17 protein-coding genes are annotated in these 17,617 nt (G+C 58.7%); 6 read left to right on the top strand and 11 right to left on the bottom strand.

The window, feature by feature from the left end; genetic code table 11:
- The first annotated feature begins 60 nt into the window (after positions 1-60).
- The 6 genes from ftsH (at position 61) to MNODULE_RS08060 (ending at position 4,764) form a co-directional block, all read left to right on the top strand.
- Positions 61-1,869 (top strand): ATP-dependent zinc metalloprotease FtsH, encoded by a 1,809-nt coding sequence (gene ftsH, locus MNODULE_RS08085; protein ID WP_168058921.1) that lies wholly within the window; start codon positions 61-63, stop codon positions 1,867-1,869.
- A 10-nt stretch (positions 1,870-1,879) separates the two neighbouring features.
- Positions 1,880-2,848, top strand: a complete 969-nt coding sequence (folP, locus tag MNODULE_RS08080; protein WP_168058920.1) for a dihydropteroate synthase — start codon at positions 1,880-1,882, stop codon at positions 2,846-2,848.
- Positions 2,848-3,231 (top strand): PilZ domain-containing protein, encoded by a 384-nt coding sequence (locus MNODULE_RS08075; RefSeq protein WP_168058919.1) that lies wholly within the window; start codon positions 2,848-2,850, stop codon positions 3,229-3,231. The genes folP and MNODULE_RS08075 overlap by 1 nt, the downstream gene beginning before the upstream one ends.
- An 18-nt stretch (positions 3,232-3,249) precedes the next feature.
- Positions 3,250-3,801 carry a DUF309 domain-containing protein gene (locus MNODULE_RS08070; RefSeq protein WP_168058918.1) on the top strand — a complete coding sequence of 184 codons (552 nt, stop codon included), beginning with the start codon at positions 3,250-3,252 and terminating at the stop codon, positions 3,799-3,801.
- Between the two features lie 107 nt (positions 3,802-3,908).
- Positions 3,909-4,295, top strand: coding sequence for a tetratricopeptide repeat protein (locus MNODULE_RS08065; RefSeq protein ID WP_168058917.1), 387 nt, complete (start codon positions 3,909-3,911; stop codon positions 4,293-4,295).
- A 106-nt stretch (positions 4,296-4,401) separates the two neighbouring features.
- On the top strand, positions 4,402-4,764 hold the full coding sequence (locus MNODULE_RS08060) for a hypothetical protein (protein ID WP_168058916.1): 363 nt from the start codon (positions 4,402-4,404) through the stop codon (positions 4,762-4,764).
- A 13-nt stretch (positions 4,765-4,777) separates the two neighbouring features.
- Here MNODULE_RS08060 and MNODULE_RS08055 read toward each other — a convergent pair whose 3' ends face one another.
- The 11 genes from MNODULE_RS08055 to asnB form a co-directional block, all read right to left on the bottom strand.
- Positions 4,778-5,431 carry a response regulator gene (locus tag MNODULE_RS08055; RefSeq protein WP_168058915.1) on the bottom strand — a complete coding sequence of 218 codons (654 nt, stop codon included), beginning with the start codon at positions 5,429-5,431 and terminating at the stop codon, positions 4,778-4,780.
- A gap of 61 nt (positions 5,432-5,492) precedes the next feature.
- Positions 5,493-7,658: a GAF domain-containing protein gene (locus MNODULE_RS08050; protein WP_168058914.1), complete on the bottom strand. Its 2,166-nt coding sequence runs from the start codon at positions 7,656-7,658 to the stop codon at positions 5,493-5,495.
- Entirely contained in the window at positions 7,640-8,833 is a 1,194-nt protein-coding gene (locus MNODULE_RS08045; RefSeq protein ID WP_168058913.1) for a phosphotransferase, read from the bottom strand. The genes MNODULE_RS08050 and MNODULE_RS08045 overlap by 19 nt, the downstream gene beginning before the upstream one ends.
- Entirely contained in the window at positions 8,830-9,552 is a 723-nt protein-coding gene (locus MNODULE_RS08040) for an acyltransferase (RefSeq protein ID WP_168058912.1), read from the bottom strand. Before MNODULE_RS08040 ends, MNODULE_RS08045 begins: the two co-directional genes overlap by 4 nt.
- 14 nt (positions 9,553-9,566) lie before the next feature.
- A complete protein-coding gene (locus MNODULE_RS08035; protein WP_168058911.1) occupies positions 9,567-10,799 on the bottom strand; it encodes a glycosyltransferase in 1,233 nt (410 codons plus the stop codon).
- Between the two features lie 16 nt (positions 10,800-10,815).
- Entirely contained in the window at positions 10,816-11,628 is an 813-nt protein-coding gene (locus tag MNODULE_RS08030; RefSeq protein WP_168058910.1) for a PHP domain-containing protein, read from the bottom strand.
- On the bottom strand, positions 11,612-12,850 hold the full coding sequence (locus MNODULE_RS08025) for a carboxylate--amine ligase (RefSeq protein ID WP_168058909.1): 1,239 nt from the start codon (positions 12,848-12,850) through the stop codon (positions 11,612-11,614). Before MNODULE_RS08025 ends, MNODULE_RS08030 begins: the two co-directional genes overlap by 17 nt.
- Entirely contained in the window at positions 12,847-13,827 is a 981-nt protein-coding gene (locus MNODULE_RS08020; protein WP_168058908.1) for a polysaccharide deacetylase family protein, read from the bottom strand. The genes MNODULE_RS08025 and MNODULE_RS08020 overlap by 4 nt, the downstream gene beginning before the upstream one ends.
- Positions 13,811-14,551, bottom strand: a complete 741-nt coding sequence (locus tag MNODULE_RS08015; protein WP_168058907.1) for a PHP domain-containing protein — start codon at positions 14,549-14,551, stop codon at positions 13,811-13,813. The genes MNODULE_RS08020 and MNODULE_RS08015 overlap by 17 nt, the downstream gene beginning before the upstream one ends.
- A complete protein-coding gene (locus MNODULE_RS08010; protein ID WP_168058906.1) occupies positions 14,535-15,740 on the bottom strand; it encodes a hypothetical protein in 1,206 nt (401 codons plus the stop codon). The genes MNODULE_RS08015 and MNODULE_RS08010 overlap by 17 nt, the downstream gene beginning before the upstream one ends.
- Before the next feature lie 4 nt (positions 15,741-15,744).
- Positions 15,745-17,616 (bottom strand): asparagine synthase (glutamine-hydrolyzing), encoded by a 1,872-nt coding sequence (gene asnB / locus MNODULE_RS08005; RefSeq protein ID WP_168058905.1) that lies wholly within the window; start codon positions 17,614-17,616, stop codon positions 15,745-15,747.
- Position 17,617 lies beyond the last annotated feature (1 nt).

Genomic DNA, 17,617 nt, shown 5'->3' with positions numbered 1-17,617 from the left:
ACCGCCAAAAAACTATGTTAGAATGTGGAGCAATATTTTTTTGATTTTTAGGAGGATTAAATGAACCCTCGTTTCAAGAACTTAGCCCCCTGGATCGTGGTGGCCCTCTTTATGATCCTGCTCTACAACCTCTTCAATACCTCTTCACGGCCGATTGAAGATGAGATCATCTTCTCCGATTTTATGGCGAAGACCGAAAAGGGCGAAGTCTCCGAGGTGACGATCAAGGACAACTACATTTCGGGAATCCTGAAGGACGGAACCAAATTCAAAACCTACTCCGCCGCCTATCCCGACCTCGTTAAAAATCTCCGGGAGAAGAACGTCCGGATCACCGCCAAGCCGCCCGAAGAGCCCCCTTGGTACATGACCTTCCTGATGACATGGGGTCCGTTTATCCTCTTTGTCGGCCTCTGGATCTTTTTCATGCGCCAGATGCAGGTCGGCGGGAACAAGGCCCTCTCCTTTGGAAAGAGCCGCGCGCGCCTTCTTTCGGAAGACCGGAAAAAGATCACCTTCTCGGACGTCGCCGGTATCGATGAAGCAAAAGGAGAGGTGGAGGAGATCATTGAATTCCTGAAAGATCCTCCGAAGTTTCAGAAACTCGGCGGACGGATTCCGAAAGGGGTCCTGGTCGTGGGGCCTCCCGGAACCGGAAAGACGCTCCTCGCCAAGGCGATCGCCGGGGAAGCGGGGGTTCCTTTCTTTTCGATCTCCGGCTCCGATTTCGTTGAAATGTTCGTCGGCGTGGGCGCCTCGCGGGTTCGCGATCTTTTCGAGCAGGGGAAGAAACACGCCCCCTGTATCATCTTTATTGATGAGATTGACGCCGTCGGTCGCCATCGCGGCGCCGGGTTGGGCGGCGGACACGACGAGCGGGAGCAGACCCTCAACCAGCTTCTGGTCGAAATGGACGGTTTTGAAACATCGGAGGGGGTCATCTTGATCGCCGCCACCAACCGGCCCGATGTGCTTGACCCGGCGCTTCTGCGCCCCGGACGGTTTGACCGTCAGATCGTCGTCGGTCGTCCCGATCTGAAAGGGCGGGTTGAAATCCTGAAGGTCCACACGAAGAGAATCCCGATCTCTCCCGATGTGGGGCTCGAAATCATCGCCCGGGGAACACCGGGATTTGCCGGCGCCGATCTTGAGAACTTGGTCAACGAGGCGGCTCTTTTGGCTGCCCGGAGGGGGAAAAAGACGGTCGAGATGAACGATTTTGAAGCGGCCAAAGACAAAGTTTTGATGGGAGTCGAGCGTCGAAGCATGGTCATCTCTGAAGAGGAGAAACGGATCACGGCGGTGCATGAGGCGGGGCATACTCTGATTGCCAAGCTGTTGCCGGGAACCGATCCGATCCACAAGGTCACCATTATCCCGCGCGGTCGAGCCTTGGGTGTGACGATGCAGCTGCCCACCGACGATCGGCACAACTATCACAAAGAATACCTCTACAACACCATCGCCATCATGATGGGGGGCCGCGTCGCCGAGGAGCTGGTGCTCAACAACGTGACCACCGGCGCCGGAAACGACATCGAGAAAGCGACCGATCTGGCCCGGAAGATGGTTTGCGAGTGGGGGATGAGCGAGAAGATGGGCCCGCTGACCTTCGGGAAGAAAGAGCAGGAAATCTTCTTGGGACGGGAGATCAACCAGCACCGCGACTATTCGGAGTATACCGCGATTGAGATCGATAATGAAGTCAGACGCTTGGTCACGGAAAACTACGAACGGGCCAAAACCTTGATCACGAACAATATGAAGGCGCTCAAAGCGTTGGCCGAGGCCCTCCTGGAGAAAGAGTCGTTGGATGCCCCGGAAATCGATCGGATCCTTCAGTCGTCGATTTCTCCCTCTCCAGCTTAACGGTTAAAGCATGTCAAACGAAGAACCCGTCTCATCTCCTAAAACGAAGGGGAGAGACGGGTTCTTCGTTTCTTCCCCGCAAAAAGGGGCTGCTCTCAATCATCGCCGTTCGCCCCGATCCAAAAAACAAGCGGGTATCTGGCACTGCGGCGATTATCGACTGAATTACGCCCGGCGGCCGTTGATCATGGCCGTTTTGAATGTCACTCCCGATTCCTTCTCGGACGGGGGACATTTCTTCGATCCGGATCAGGCGGTCGAGCAAGCGCTCCGGATGGAAGGGGAAGGAGCCGACCTGATCGACATCGGAGGGGAATCGACCCGGCCCGGCGCAACCCCGGTTTCAGTCGAAGAAGAGGCCCGCCGTGTGGTTCCGGTCGTAGAGCGGCTGGCGAAACAACTTGCGATCCCGATCTCGATCGACACGACCAAATCGGAGGTGGCGCGGCGGGCGATTGAGGCGGGGGCTTCGATCATCAACGATGTCAGCGGTTTCATGCGCGACCCCCACATGTTGTCCGTGGCCGCAAGCGGTAAGACCGGTCTCGTCATCATGCATACGAAGGGAACACCGCAGACTATGCAGCGCCGTCCCCGCTACCATGATCTGATCGGGGAGATCCGCCGGTTCTTAAACGAGCGGATCGACGCGGCCGTCTTCCACCGGATTCCACAAAACCGGATCGCCGTCGATCCCGGGATCGGATTCGGGAAGACCGCCAATCACAACCTGAAAATTCTCCATCGCCTCGGCGACTTCGCCGATCTCGGGGTCCCGTTGCTGGTCGGTCCTTCGCGTAAATCGTTCATCGGACGGATTCTCGACCTTCCTCCTTCGGAACGGTTGGAAGGAACCGCCGCCGCCGCCGCGATCGCCGTGTTCCAAGGGGCACGGATCATTCGGGTCCATGACATCAAACCCCTCGCGCGGGTTGTCCAGGTGGCGGAGGCCATCCGCAGGGAGGAAAGGAATCGATAATGGAAAACAGTCCCGACAAAAGAAAATCGACCCGCCTGGAAGGGGTCACCTTGCCTGTGGAGTATGCCTTGTCCAATCAGCACTTCCAGCGAGCCCGCGCAATGGGCATCGGCGAGGCCGGCTTCATGCTCCTGCTTGAAGAGGCGCTTTCGATGGGAACGCCGGTTCAGGTGAAGCTCTATCTTCCGAAAACGCTCTTCCCCTTCTCCAATTGGCAGACGATTCCACTGGAGGCACAGGTCGTTCGGGTCGACAGCCAAACGGACCCGGACGGCTGCTATCGCCACGGGCTGCTCATCACCAAAATTGCGGACCAGGACGGCCTGACGCTGAAGCGGTATGTCCACCTCTCTCACTGGATGAAAGAGAAGATCCAGAGCTAACGGATCGACCCGACAGACATGCCGGCGCTCTCTCCCATTCCCGATCCCCCCCGCATGGAGACCCTTCCCTGGTATGCCAAGGAGCGGACCCTCCCCGCGTATCGATTCGTCCCCGGCCTCCTCCCCCACCCGATCCGCGACCCGAGAGGACATAGCCGCCGCGCCGTCCGCACCCAGGCCCACCCCTTCTGGACGCCCGACCGATGGAGGACGAACGAAGCATACCTGCGCGGCGTCGATCTCTTCAACCGGTTCTACTTTTGGGAAGCGCACGAAGTCTGGGAAGCGCTCTGGAAGAGCCATCCGCCGCAGGACGATCCGGCCCGGTTTATTCAGGGATTGATCAATCTCGCCGCCTCGCTCCTTAAACTTCATATGCGGGAGGCGTCCTCCTCCCGAAAACTCTGGCGCGCCGCATCGGAGCAACTCAGCCCCTTTCGGGATCGACACTGGATGGGGGTTGATGTCGTTCGGCTCCGCAAAGAAGCCGACGACTACCTCCGTCCGATCGATCAGGGAAAGATTCCCATCCTGGGATCCGAAACCCCCACGATCCGCTTGGCGGATTAGAATTTCACGAAGCCGCCCTGTCGGGAACCTCACTTGAATTCGGAACAAAATTGACCTATAGTATCCGGAGATCGTTTACCGCCATCCATCAACCCAGGAGGTGTAAAATGAAGATGAAATCCCTTTCAATCTTATTCGTACTATTGGCTCTCACCGGTTGTTACAGTTCAGGGGGAGGAGGAGGCGCCTCAAGCGCCCAGATTCCGGCGATCATGTCGCCGGCGGACATTGGCAATAAAGACGCGGCGGCCAAGAACAACGAAGGGGTTGATCATCTCGTTCAGGGGCATTACGACGTGGCGGCGCCGCTTTTTCAAGAAGCGCTGGGGATGAAACCCGATTTTGCCGAGGCCCATTTCAACCTGGCCATCGCGCTGGATGGAAAAGGAGATCACGCCGGAGCGACGGAGTCGTTCAAAAAGGCAAAGGAGTTCGGGGGGAGCAACCCGAAGATCGCCGAAAACGACAATCTGAAGAAACATTTGGGAATGTGATGTTAAAGAAAGGTGTCGGGTGTCGGAGGTCGGGGAAAAAACGTTTGTCCTGTGTTTTTATCCGGTCCCTGGCCCCCGGCCCCCGACACCCGTTTTTGGAGGCGCTTTGAAGAATTCGTCTGCGCGGAAGGGGACGCTTCACTTCACCCCGGAAGATCACCAGAAAATCGCATCGTTGAAAAAAACGGCCGAGAGCACCCCCTGTTGGGACGGCGCGCCGCCGGCCGATTGCCATCGCGCCGTCGTCTGCGGGGTCGATATCGCTTTTTTTCTCGCGGTCGATCGGGAAGATGCGTCCGGTCAGTATCAGCTTCATATTACCGGAAAAGAGGGGCAACCGGCCCTCGAGGTGGTTCAGGCGATGGCCGTCCCCTTTTTCGGAGATCAACCATTCCAGATCCTCCCCGATGAGCGCCATCCCGCCCGCATCCGCGTATTAGGATTATTCTTCGATCACGCGGGAAAATGATTCCGAACCCGTATTACACCTTGATGATCTTTCTTCGGATGGCATATTTGATCAGATCGGTGCGGGAGTGGAGTCCCAGCTTCTTCATGAGGTTGGATCGATGCGCGTCGACCGTTTTGGGCTGAATGTTGAGAAGGCGCGAGACCTCTTTTGCGGAATGCCCCTCGGCCAGCAGCCGGAGGATTTCCCGCTCCCGAACGGTCAATTGCTCATAAGGGGTCTTCGGCTCCGGTCGTTTCGTCCGCTGAAGGTAACCGGTCACGATCTTCTTAGAGACGCCGGGAGAGAGATACGTATCCCCCCGGTAAACCGAGCGGATCGCCGCGATCAACTCGTGGGAAGCCGAATCTTTTAGCATGTAGCCCGAGGCCCCCGCGCCGAGCGCCTCTTCGACATATTCCTCGTCGTCATGCATCGTCAGGATGATGAGCTTGGTCTTCGGCTCCATCTGCTTGATTCGAACCGCCGCCTGCGGTCCGGTCAATCCCGGCATGGCGTAGTCGAGGACCACCACGTCGGGGCGAAGCTGCTCCGCCTTGTGAATCGTCTCCAGCCCCTCGCCGGCCTCTCCCACAATTTCGAAATCGTCTTCCGCTTCCAACAATCGCCGCATCCCCTGCCGAAGCAAGGTGTGGTCATCGGCCAACAGAACCCTTATTTTAGCCATTTTTCGTCTCGCATTCTTCGTTAGGAAACATTCTTCAGTGAAACAGATTCCCGCTCCGAAATCAATGGGGCGGGAGCCGCCGCGGCCTGCGGATCGAGAGAGGGCGCTTTGTCGCCTTGGTCGAGATCGGCTCCCTTCGAAGCTCCGGGCCGGAGGGGGGAGGCAGCCACTCCGGTCTCTGAACGGCCGGTTCAAAGGGAAGCTCGACCCGCAACTCCGTCCCCCGCCCTCTGCAAGAGAGGATCTGAAAGACCCCCCCCATTAAGTCGACCCGCTCCTGAATCCCGACCAGCCCAAACCGGCGGGCGCGCCGCCGGGCCAGGGTGGTCGCATCGAACCCCACCCCGTTGTCGATCACCCGGACCCGGACCTGCTCTTCAATCCGCTCCAGCCAGATCGAGACCTGCGTCGCCCGGGCATGTTTGGCGACATTGGTCAGCGCCTCCTGAACGATCCGGTAGATCATCGTCTCCATGTCGGAGGGAAGCCGCCGATATAGCTTCACCCGCTTCAACGTGGTCCGGATCTTAAACTTCCTGGAAAAGTCTTTGATCAGCCCCCGCAGCGTGGGGACCAGTCCGAGATCGTCCAGCTTGAGCGGCCTCAGATCGGCGACCAGCCTTCTGATCTCCTCAATCGTCTGGGTTGCAATGGCGTGGGCCTCCCCGATCTCCTCCCGCTGGCTCGCCATCTCCGGAGGGATCTGGTCGGCCAGGATCTCCAGGTGAAGTTTGAGCGCCAGCAGGCCCTGCCCCATCGCATCGTGCAGCTCCCGCGAGATCCGCCTCCGCTCGTCCTCCTGCGTCGAGAGGACCTTCAGCGAGAGCTGCCGCAGCTCCTCTTGATGCGCCCGGTTCAACTTGTAGAGACGCACATTCTCGATCGTCAGCGCCACCTGGTGCGCGATCGAGTTCATCAACGCGATCTCGCGCGGAACGAAGCTGCGCGGCTGCCGGGTCGCGATCGAGAGAATTCCCCGCGTCGTTCCCTTATAGACCAACGGGACGCCGAGATAGGAGGCCCATCCTTTCAGCCTTCCCCGCTCCGACGGCGGGAGCTTCTTCTCCGATCCGATATTCGGAATCGCCCACGGTTTTTGAGAAAGCGCGATCATCCCTTCCAGCCCCCGCGGGGAGAGCGGCTTCGGCCTCCCGGTCGGCGCCAACGACGGCCCGCGCGAAACCGAAAGGGTCGGGATCCAACGCTCCGGATCGATCAGAAAAACGGTCCCGGCATCCACCCGCATCAGCGAAACGGCCTTCTCAATCGCCAGATTCAGGATCGCTCTCTCCTCGTGCAATTCCGTCCCCGTCGTCGCAATCTCCGCCAGGAGACCGAACTCTTTCGCTTTGTCCCGCTCACGCTGGCAGAATCGTATATTCTCAATGCCGACCGCCGCCTGATCGGCGATAAAGCGGACGAGCTTGACCTCCGATTCGGTAAAACGGTGAGGGGCTTCGCCCGAATCGACCGAAAGGACACCGAGCAAGTTCCCCCGAAGAAGAATCGGAACAATCAGCATCGAGCGGAGATGCAACTTTTTCAATAAAGAAGGAAGCCGTCGATCCTTCTGTGCATCGTCGATGACGACCTCTTTCCCCTCATGAAGAAGGTCGTAGATCACCCCTCTGCGGACCGGAATGCGGACCTCCCGCTCCACCGGAACATTTGAAGCGTTGAGCACCAAGGCCTCCCGCTCCTCGGTCAAAAGAAAGAGCAGACAGCGGGGAAGGGCCAGCACCTCCGAAAGTTTTTCAACCAGATTTTTCAGGAAGGCGTCGGACTCGGTCTCTCCGGTAATGGAGCGGCCGACCTGATAAAGCAGCTCCATTTTTCTTTGAAGCGTCACCGCCTCCGAGATCTTCTTCCGCTCCAGCGCCTGCCGGACCGACCGCTTCAACTCCTCCGGATGGGCCGGTTTGAAAAGATAATCGCTCACCCCGCGTCGAAGCGCCTCGATGGCGGTCTCGATCGAAGCGTAGCCGGTCAGCAGGACCGTGGCGGGAGTGGGCTGGATCTTTTCAATTTCGCTCTGGAGCGAGAGTCCGGTTCCATCCGGGAGATGATGATCGATGATGGCGACGTCATAGGGCGCGTGGCGCAGCTTCTCCAGTGCCTCTTTGCCGGTCCTCGCGGAGTCGACCTCATACCCTTCCTGCCGCAGAATCTCCTCGAGCGTAATGACGAGGTGCGGTTCATCATCGATGATTAAGATTCTTTCCGGCATCGTACCGACATTGCGGCGCTCCCTTCATCCTCAAGGTGCTGGTGAAACCACTCGATCAAGAAGCGGCGGAAGGGAACGGCATAGAGTGATTGATAATAGGAGCCCGCGGGAATACAAAAGATAGATTGCGCAAAGTAGGTCATGTGCATCAATCGAAAAGCCTCAAACAAGGGGAGGGGCTGCTTCAACTCCAGAAAACCGGCTTCTTCATGACCATTGAGATAAGCATCGACTAAAACCGACTGCATCCGGGACAAAAGCGCCCCGTCCACGGTTCGATAACGGTAGAGGAGGTCGAGGGCACAGTAGAAGAACGCCAGATCAAAGGAGGCAAAACCGGGGGTGAAGTTTTGAAAATCGGTCAAATAAAGATGCCGATCCCCCACCATCAGATTCCAGGGGGCGAAATCGGAATGTTGTAAAACGATCGGTGGAAAGGATTGGCTTTCAAGCCGATGGAACACGGCAGATTGGATCCGCCGGATCAGATCCTCCGGGAAACCCCCTTTCCGGCAGATGCCGAGATGACGCAAGAGCTGTTTTTCATAACGCAGTACGATTCCCTCCGCCGTTTCCCTCTCGCCCGCCGGGTGGTGATTGAGCGGAACGCGCTGAAAGTGCGACAGGAGTCGGCCCGCTTCAATCATATATTCGAGCAGTCTCTCACGCTCCCTGCCCAAAAGCAACAGGCGCGAAAAACGAAGCGGCCGGAAAAGCACTTTTTTCAGGCTGACGGAGGGACAATACTCCATAAAAAGGATCTTCTCGTCGAGCCGGCAGCTGTAAGGCTGGGGGGCGCGGAACCGGTCGGTCGGCTGAAGCGCCTGGTGTGTGATCTGAATCCCGCAAAATTCATTCTCCACCATGGCGCTGTCGATCTGCGGATGGTGATACTGCTTCAGAAACACCTTCCGCTGCGGTTTTTCATCTTTTGAGAAAAAGGTTGCAAGATATTTGGCGGCGTTTTCTCCCTCGGCCTCGATCGGCGCGAGGGTGAACGACCACTCGGGCGAGAAACCGAACGCCCCCCATCGGGTCTGTTGCTCCCGGAAAACCATCGCGCGTAGACGCGCGAGGGAATCCCCGTTCGTCTTGCCCTTTAAAAACCGTGAGACGTCCGGCGTGGGGGAGGCGTAAATGATCGGCGCTTGGCGCTTTGACTCCTTACGCCTCACGCCTCACTCCTCACGGCGCTTGAGAGCTGTTTCACCACGCGCGCCGGATTCCCGGCCACCACGGCGTAGGAAGGGACATCGGACGTGACGACCGCGTGCGCGGCGACGATCGCCCCCTCGCCGACGGTGACCCCTTTTAATATCGTCGCGTTCGAGCAGATCCAGGCATTGTCCTCGATGACAATCGGCCGTCCATCCTCCCTCGGCGCGGGCCGGTGGTTTCTCCGCTCGACCGGATCTTGCGGATGGCCGTCATATCCGATCAAGCTGACACGGTCGGCGATCAAGACATGCCGCCCGATCCGAACCCGCGGGCCGACGGTGATCGTCACCTGATAACCGATGTAAGAATCATCGCCGATCTCCAGGGCCGGCTTTTCCCACACGGTCGCCCCGGCGAGCGTCGTGATGCCGTTGAGCGTCACATCCGCCCCGATCCGGATATCGAGATATCCCTCCACCCAGGGGATGCCGCTGACCAGCCGGAACCGCGGTCCGACCTCTCGACAGATGCTCTTGAAGAGCGGCTCCCAATAGAAGACCCGCCGGAGATAATGCCACGCCGATTTCCTTGAGAGCCGTTCATAATAGAGGAACCGGTGCAAAGGGACAAACACCGGACAAGCCAAATGCCGGACCCGGATCGCGAGTTGATAGAGCCCCTTGTAGAAGGTCCCCTCCCTCTTCCTGATTTTCAATGCCAGCTGTTGTAAACCCATGTTCTCCCCCAAACTCACTTCATCGGTCTTATACGACCGATCGGACCTAAATGACTGATAGGACTTATTACTGACGCGCGGGAATGATCTCCCTCCCGGGATAAAGCCCCCTTCTCGATCAGCATCGAGAGAAGCTCCACCTTGTGATCCCAACTCTCCTGCGCCATGCTCTTGGAACGCGCAAGAGAAGGACCCGTCCCTTCTTTCTGAACGAGATCGGCGACCTGCTCGATGAAACCGGAGTGGCTTCGGCCGATCCGGATGTCTCCCCCGAGGCTCCGCACCTCCGGAAGATCGGTCGAGACCACCGGCAGGCCGGCCGCCAGATATTCCCGGAGCTTGAGAGGATTCGCATACAGCGTCAGACGATTCACCACAAAGGGGAGAATCGCCGCATCGAATCCCTTGCAGTAAGAGGGCAAACTCTCATAGGGACGCTTTCCCAGGAGATGGACATTTTTGAATCCGGCGATCTGCGAGAGGTCGGTCGTGGCCGATCCCAAGAGAACAATTGACCACTTGGGATATTGGATCGCCATCTTCCGGATCAGGGGGAGGTCGATCCAGTCGGCCACAAGCCCGTGAAACCCGATGATCGGCCGCGGCAGGGCCGCGAGTTCCGGAGGAATGGCCGTTGCAGGATCGAGCGCCTTTCTGAAGTGATCGTACTCGACGCCATGGCGAACGAGGTGGGTGTTCGGATTCCACCGCCGTTTGCTCTCCTGGAGGGTGCTCGCCGAAACGATCACCACATCGGACTTCTTCAGAAGGGTCTCCTCCATCTTTTGAATCGCCGTTTGAGGCGCATCCGAAAAAGCGGAGAACTCGTCGACGCAATGATAGATCACCTGGGATTCGCCGAGCCGTCCCACCACATCGGCGGAGGAAGGGGCGAAGGTCCAGGTGATCGGCTTGGAGAAACCGAGGCGCTTCAACTGCCGCCGGATCATCGCGGCCAAGAGGAGCTGGTTCGCCTTTCGGAACGCCATCGAATGGTAGAAGGGAATCATCACCGGCGAGAAGACGTAGATATTCTTCTCTACCTCGCGGACCCCCTGGAAAAATTGGTTCGCCTTCCTGAAAATCCGGCCGAGATCTTTTTTATTGATCTTCGGGCTCCGATTTCCGATCGAGTTGACCCAGAGGATGCGATTCTGCTGCGCCAGCCGTTTCATAATATGTTTCTTGCTCAATGGATCGCCGTCCCAATCGTTCGCAAAACAGATGATCTCTTTTCCCTGAAGCATGATAACCCCCTATGAATTAGAGCACTTTCCTTGCCATCGCCTTGAGCCGCTGCGGGATCGGGAGACGAAGGGCCTTGAAGGGGCCCCGCGCGCCGACCACCATCTTTCTCCAGAGCCGATAAAACCGCTCCTTTCTTTCGAAGGAAGACTTCTGATCGGAGGTGAGGGAGCCGTCCGGGGTAAGGCGCATCCCCTCTTTTTCCGCATAGAACTTTCCGTTTCGAAGCGCCGCCAAAAGGGATGCCGGGGTCAGCGCGTCGGCCTCGATCCAGACCGCCAGCCCGGCGTATTGCGTCTTCCAATGAAAGTCGGTGCCGTAGAAACCGAGGACTTCCGGCCGGAGTCTCCTCACCTCCTTCAAGAGCTGGTAATTCCAAAGCGCGGGGGCGATCCGGCCGTTGTACTTCGTGTTCCAGAGCTCGATCCCATCGATCGTCCCTTTCATCGGAGCGATTTGAGGCAACAACGGCGGATAAGGATGGGCTAACACCGCGACCCCTCCCAGTTGATGAATCGTGTTGACCATCTCGACCGGTTCCTCCTCGCGTCGGTGCCGACTGACACCGTAACCGAGCAGGTGAAGACTGCCGCTCTCAAATGGATATGCAAACTCAAGACCTGGGACGATGCAGAATTGATCGTCGGAGAGGGCGCGGCATTGAGCAACATACCTTTCCATCCCTTCCGGCGTCATCGATTCGGCATGATCGCTCATCATCAAGCATTGAAACCCCTCCTTCTGGAACCGGGCTTTCAATTCTTCCAGGGTCAGCTCCCCATCCGAATAAGTAGTATGAAGGTGAAGGGCGGCCTTAAACCGGTTCGGCATGTTTGGCGAGCCTCCTCTTGGAGCTTCGAAAATATCCGGGCGCTTTCGTGAAAGCAAAATAGAGCCACTCGATCAATCCCGGCATCGGATCTTCCCATCGGAAGGTGTCGGAGACGATCCCCCGCCGGTGTGATTTTAAAAAGTCTAAAAGAGTCTTCCCCCGCCCCGGAAAAGGGACTGGCCATCCCGGCGGCGCCCCGCGCAAAACGGAGAAGAGATGGCGGCAGTCGCCGAGAAACCACCGGCAGAGGAGGTCGGTTTGATACGCCGGAAAATCGTCGAACGGCTTTCCTTGGGCCATCTGCAACAACAGCCAGGGGAAGTCGACCCCCGCGGCGATCGCCAGCGGAAGGGAGTTCCAGAAACGCCCGTTGATTTCCATGAGAACCGGCTCGGAGCGCTCCCGCTCCCACTTGAATTCGACCATTGCCACCCCGTGCCACTTCAGCGCTTTGAGGAGCGATACGGCATGCTTCGTCAACAGCGGATCGGGGGGGATGCTCCGCCGCAAGGCGCTCCCCGAGCCGGTCGGCCGGACATCCCGCAGCCGCTCATGGGCGAACAAGACCCGCGGCCGTCCCTCCTCGAAGAGGGCGTAAAGCCCGTATCCTCTTCCGGGAACAAACGACTGGATCAACGGGAACGGAATTTCTTGATGGACGCGCCGGAACTTCTCCACCAACTCCTCCGGCCCGAAGGCATACGCCGCCCCTCCTCCCGACATCATCCGGTCTCCCTTCCAAAAGGAAGACCACTTCGGCTTGATCACGACCGGATAGGGAATCGTTTTCGCAAGCGCCGGCAGCTCCGTCAGCTCCTCCACGAACCAGGTCTGCGGAATCGGAACCCCCTCCTGCTGCGCGAGGGCGAGGGTGTCTGCTTTGTTGCAGGCCTGAAAGATCGCTTCATGCGAGGGGAGCGGAAGACGGACATAAGGAAGAAAACGATCCCGATTCGCCGAGATCGGCAGCAGGCATCCCTCCGTCATCGGCAGGAGGAAATCATACTCCCCTTTTTTCATCTCCTCGACCATCCAGGAGAGAAAGCCGCCGACACTCTCCGCCGGGGAGGGATAGACCCGACGCTGCCGGCAATAGCGGGAGAATCCCCCCTTGGAAAGCACGGAAGACTCCCCGACCACCACCTCGACCCCTTTGGCTCCCAGCGAGCGGGCCACCGCCAAGGCATGGTTCTGTGCGCCGTCGGTCACAAATACCTTCATGACGATCTCTCCGTGTTGATGGAAATCTCTCTTCCCTCTTCTCGGACCGTCGGGATGAACTCGGTTTTATCGTCCCGCCGGAATCTCTTCTGCCAGCCATCCTTCAACCATCCGACCCAATCGGCCGCGCCGACCACCTTGCACTTGAAATCGAAGAGGGTGTCATGGTCATAAACCGGAATTCGCTTGAGCCGATAGCCGTTCTCCCCAGCCAGGTTGGCCCCCCATTTGGTCGTGCAGGCAAAGCGGTATCCCGCCTCTTTCAATGCCTCTTCCGTCCCCTCATTCAAATCGCCATAGACTGCGGAACCAAAAGGATAAGAAAAGAGAGTGATCGCCGTCTGCAGGCCCGACTCCAACTCTTTCTTCGACTGGGCGACTTCGTCCAAAACCTCGCTCCGGGTCAGCCCGGCAAGTGAGCGGTGGGACCGGGTATGGGATCCGATCGCATGGCCCTGCTCTTTCAACCCGCCGAGCATCCCCCAGGTCATCGGGAGCCACGGCTCCGGGTGCGCCGCATGATCGGCCAACGATGATTCATCCCATTGAAGGTGATCGAAAGGGGCATTGCGTCCGATCGCCCCGGTGATCACGAAGAAGGTCGCCGGCAACCGATGCCGCCTCAAAATCGGCGCGGCATAAAGATAGTTATCCTGAAAACCGTCATCAAAGGTGATCACCACTTTTTTCCGTCCCCTTCCGAAAGACCCTCCTTCCAGCCGGCCCCCGAGATCGTCCAATGCGACCACCTCCAACTCGCTCTTCGCCAGAAAACGCATCTGCGCCTCGAAGGAGGCGACCGGGACATTGCAATAGGGAACCTCCCGCTCCGGCGGCAAGTTGGAGACCTTGTGGTACATCAAGATCCGGACCTCTTCTCGTCTCCTGAAAAAATCGATCAGAAGATAGAAGGGATAAAAGAGGCGGACCATCCACTTGATCCCCCGCTGCAATTTTCGCTTAAGAAGAGACCGCATCCGATTCCATCCGCGAAAAAGAGGTTTGAAGCGCGAACTTGATCTGCTCTCCCAGCGAGAGCGACCCGGTCGCAGGGATCGAAACGGGACCCCGTTGGATCGTAAACTGTCCGGCCCGCAGGGCCGCCAGAATGCCGTCCGCCGTTCGGGGCGATTCGACGGCGACGGAAAGCCGCCGGTCTTGCGTCCCTTTGTGAAAATCGATCCCGGCAAAGCCGTGAAAAGCGGGCCGCGTCTCTCGGAGCTGCTCCAGCGCCCGCAACAACCGGAGCGGCAGACGGCTTCCTTTGTGATAGCGGGTGTTCCAAATCTCCATTCCATCGAGCGCTTCGGCCGCGGGATAGATCAGGTTGAGCGCCGCCGGGGTCGGATGGGCCAAGACAGCCACCCCCCCCGCCTCATGGATCTGATCGATCAGCGCTTCGATCGACCTGCCGCGGAGCAACTTCCGGATGCCGAACCCGAGGAGATGGATATTCCGTCCGACCGAGAACTCGAATCCCGGGAGGAGCAGACAGTCCGAATCGGAGAGGCGATCACACGCGTCCAGCCAGGCCGCCACCCGCTCCGAGTCGAGCCCCTCCGCATGTTCGGTCATCGCCAGGAAGTGATACCCCTCCGCTTTGAAGACCGTTTTGCATCGCGCCAGCGGCCACTCGGCGTCATACGAAGTGTCCGAGTGAATATGAAGCGCCCCGATCTGTCGTTCAGACGGCCGGTCCATGGCCCCCCTCTTTTTTCGGCGGAATGTCCGAGAAGGCAAAAAGCAGCCATCCAAGCTCATAGGGGCGGCACTCGCGATCGATCATCATCAGCGACGGGTGATCGAGGGCCGAGATCCAGCCGGTGGGGCCGACGAAGCTTGCGACCTTATTGATGTAGATCGCCTTCGCCATCGGAGATCGCCGCTTCATCGATCGCCAGATCACCGAATGCGCCTCATCGACAAATTGAAACCCGAGGGGATTCTCGCCGAAGAGATACCGAAGCCCCCGGGTGATCTCAACACGGTAATCGCCGGTCGAGATTTCGGAGAGCCCTTTGAGGGCGAGCGGCGCCATCCCATGCTGATGGACGGCGTAGACCGGATAACGGTCGACCATTTTTCCCCGCAGGACATTGTAGTGCCAGGCCCACTCCCCCCGCCCCCCCTGGAAATCGCAAATCCGCTCGGCGCAGCGCTTCGCATGGGAGAGGGCCTCCCCGTCCGAGAAATGCCGCGCATACTGCGCGAAGGAATAAATTCCATAAACCTGCCCGTCGAAAAAGCCGAGCCGGCTCCGAAGGGGCCGCGTCCAGCTGCTGGAGAGTTGCATGGAGAAAGCAAACAGCGAACTCCTCGGATTGAAATTCCGCTTCAGAAGCCGGTAAGCGAGATGGGCCGTCTCTTCAAACCGGCGCCGCTCGGCCCCCGTGGTGACCTCCGCCGCCTCGATCATGGCGATCAACAGCCAGGCGAGCTCGGTCGTTGCATAGACCCCGTTGCCCGCTTCTTGATAAAAGGGGCCATGCGACCGGATCGCCGCCTCGACCTTCGGATCGACCTTTTGCGTCAGAGCCGCCCCCGCCCAGAGGATCAGCGCCAGGGTCCCGATGTTCCGTGTCGTCGGCGCGGCCTCGATCGTCTGACGGAGGATCGACTTCAGATCGAGCGGAACCGGCCAGCCGTTCGTTGCAGCGCGATGCAGGCCGAGAAGAGTGATCGCCGTATAACGGAGGGAGACCCCTTCCGGCGCCGGACCGTTTTGGCCGTCGCGCACCGTAAAGCAGAAGAGTCCTTGATCTTTCATCCACATCCGCTCCAATCCTTTGATCGACAGTTCAATCAAAGGGCGGACGGTCTCCTCCAGGGTTGTGGAGCTGCCCACCTTACCCGACAGATCCGACGGAACACGAACGGCGCTCTCCTTCATTTGTTCAACTCCCTTTTTGTCGAATAAAAATCCGGTGCCAATAATCGAGGATCACCAATGTCCAGATTTCCTTGTGACGGGTGTAAGGATGCGCTTCCTCTTCCGCCAACATCTGCGCCACCTTCTCTTTTCGCATCACCTCGCCGATGAGCGAGCCGCGCTCGGAGAAGAGCGCGCGCGCCGCCGGCAGGACCTCCTTCCGAAACCAGACCGCCGGAATCGGAAATCCTTTTTTGGACCGGGTCAGGATCCGCTCCGGGAGACGATGGGCCATCGCCTCGCGAAGAAGGCGTTTCCCCACCCCCTTGGAAAGCTTCCGGTGGATCGGGAGGGTCGCCGCGAACTCGACCAGTTTGTGATCGAGGAACGGAACCCGCAGCTCCTGCGAATTCGCCATCGTCATCTTGTCGGCCTTCAGCAGGATCTGGTCGGGAAGCCAGACCTTGGTGTCGAGATAGAGCATCCGGTTGAGCGGATCGAGGCCGGCGCTCTTCCGGTAATACGCTTTGAAGAGGGCGGCGACCGATCGACCTGGGTCGGGATGTTGAAGCAGCTCGCGCTTGGCGCTCTCTGTAAAGACCCGCGAGACCCCCCAATACCGATCTTCCAGCGGGCGATCGATCCACTCGGCATATTTCCGCCAGCGGGCCGCCCGCCGTGTTGATAACAACCACGCGGCACCGCCCAGGAGCCACGCGGGCACCTTTTTCTGAACCTGATCGATGAGGCGCATTTTTTGATAAAGTCCATACCCCGCCAGGATCTCATCGGCCCCTTCCCCGGAAAGAACCACCGTCACCGATTTCTTCGCGTATTCCGAAATGAAAAAGAAGGGGACGCAGGAAGGATCGGCCATCGGCTCATCGAGATGCCAGACCATTTTGGGAATGAAATTATGGAACGCATCCCCTTCCAGGAGAAACTCGTGGTGATCGGTTCCAAAATGTTTCGCCACCTCCCGGGCGTAGGCGAACTCGTTCGCCTTCGGATCGTCGTACCCGATCGAAAAGGTCTGGATCGGCCGGTCCCATCCCCCCTCTTTCGAAATCTGGGTCATCTCGGCGACGATGGCGCTGGAGTCGAGTCCCCCCGACAGGAAGACGCCGAGCGGCACCTCGCTCATCAACCGCATTCGGACCGATTCTTTCAGGAGCGCTTCGAACTGCTCCTGCAGATTTTCTCTCCCGTCCCCCTCCTCTCGAAACGCCACATCCCAATAGCTCTGGACCTTCACCTCTCCCTCTTTAAAGAGAAGATAGTGCCCCGGCATCAGCTTGGTGACGTCTTGAAAGAGGGTCATCGGACCGGGAACGTAGCGGAGCGAGAGATAGGGATCGATCGCCTCCCAGTTCACCCCCCGGGTCACCCCCGGCACGGTCAGAAGCGCTTTCACCTCCGAAGCAAAGAGGAGCGCGCCGTCGCGCCGCGTGTAGTAGAGCGGTTTTTTGCCGAGGCGATCGCGCGCCAGAAGAAGCTGCCGTTTGGCGCGGTCCCAGATCGCGAAGGCAAACATTCCCCTCAGCCGCCGGAGACAGTCGGGGCCGAACTCTTCATAGGCATGGAGGATCACCTCGGTGTCGGAGCGGGTGGCGAACCGATGTCCCCGCTGGATCAGCTCGGGACGAAGCTCCTGGAAGTTGTAGATCTCCCCGTTGAAGACGATCCAGACCGATCCGTCTTCGTTGGTCATCGGCTGCCGGCCCCCTTCCCGATCGATGATCGAGAGCCGCCGATGCCCCAGACCGATTCCCGGCTCGGTAAAGAGCCCCCCCGCGTCGGGACCGCGATGCCGGATCAGATCGGTCATTCGCTCAAGCAGACTGCGGTCGACTTCTTGTCTTGGATCTCTTTCAACCCACCCTGCAATGCCGCACATC

This window comes from Candidatus Manganitrophus noduliformans, from assembly GCF_012184425.1.
Classification (GTDB): Bacteria; Nitrospirota; Nitrospiria; order SBBL01; family Manganitrophaceae; genus Manganitrophus; species Manganitrophus noduliformans.
This window is presented reverse-complemented; position numbering and strand designations above follow the sequence as displayed.

Excerpts from the sequence above, each read along its gene's own strand:
- MNODULE_RS08040 (WP_168058912.1), bottom strand. The coding sequence starts at position 9,552 with ATGGGTTTACAACAGCTGGCATTGAAAATCAGGAAGAGGGAGGGGACC.
- MNODULE_RS08055 (WP_168058915.1), bottom strand. The coding sequence starts at position 5,431 with ATGGCTAAAATAAGGGTTCTGTTGGCCGATGACCACACCTTGCTTCGG.
- ftsH (WP_168058921.1), top strand. The coding sequence starts at position 61 with ATGAACCCTCGTTTCAAGAACTTAGCCCCCTGGATCGTGGTGGCCCTC.
- MNODULE_RS08015 (WP_168058907.1), bottom strand. The coding sequence starts at position 14,551 with ATGGACCGGCCGTCTGAACGACAGATCGGGGCGCTTCATATTCACTCG.
- MNODULE_RS08010 (WP_168058906.1), bottom strand. The coding sequence starts at position 15,740 with ATGAAGGAGAGCGCCGTTCGTGTTCCGTCGGATCTGTCGGGTAAGGTG.
- MNODULE_RS08075 (WP_168058919.1), top strand. The coding sequence starts at position 2,848 with ATGGAAAACAGTCCCGACAAAAGAAAATCGACCCGCCTGGAAGGGGTC.
- MNODULE_RS08025 (WP_168058909.1), bottom strand. The coding sequence starts at position 12,850 with ATGAAGGTATTTGTGACCGACGGCGCACAGAACCATGCCTTGGCGGTG.
- folP (WP_168058920.1), top strand. The coding sequence starts at position 1,880 with ATGTCAAACGAAGAACCCGTCTCATCTCCTAAAACGAAGGGGAGAGAC.
- MNODULE_RS08030 (WP_168058910.1), bottom strand. The coding sequence starts at position 11,628 with ATGCCGAACCGGTTTAAGGCCGCCCTTCACCTTCATACTACTTATTCG.
- asnB (WP_168058905.1), bottom strand. The coding sequence starts at position 17,616 with ATGTGCGGCATTGCAGGGTGGGTTGAAAGAGATCCAAGACAAGAAGTC.
- MNODULE_RS08020 (WP_168058908.1), bottom strand. The coding sequence starts at position 13,827 with ATGCGGTCTCTTCTTAAGCGAAAATTGCAGCGGGGGATCAAGTGGATG.
- MNODULE_RS08065 (WP_168058917.1), top strand. The coding sequence starts at position 3,909 with ATGAAGATGAAATCCCTTTCAATCTTATTCGTACTATTGGCTCTCACC.
- MNODULE_RS08050 (WP_168058914.1), bottom strand. The coding sequence starts at position 7,658 with ATGCCGGAAAGAATCTTAATCATCGATGATGAACCGCACCTCGTCATT.
- MNODULE_RS08070 (WP_168058918.1), top strand. The coding sequence starts at position 3,250 with ATGCCGGCGCTCTCTCCCATTCCCGATCCCCCCCGCATGGAGACCCTT.
- MNODULE_RS08035 (WP_168058911.1), bottom strand. The coding sequence starts at position 10,799 with ATGCTTCAGGGAAAAGAGATCATCTGTTTTGCGAACGATTGGGACGGC.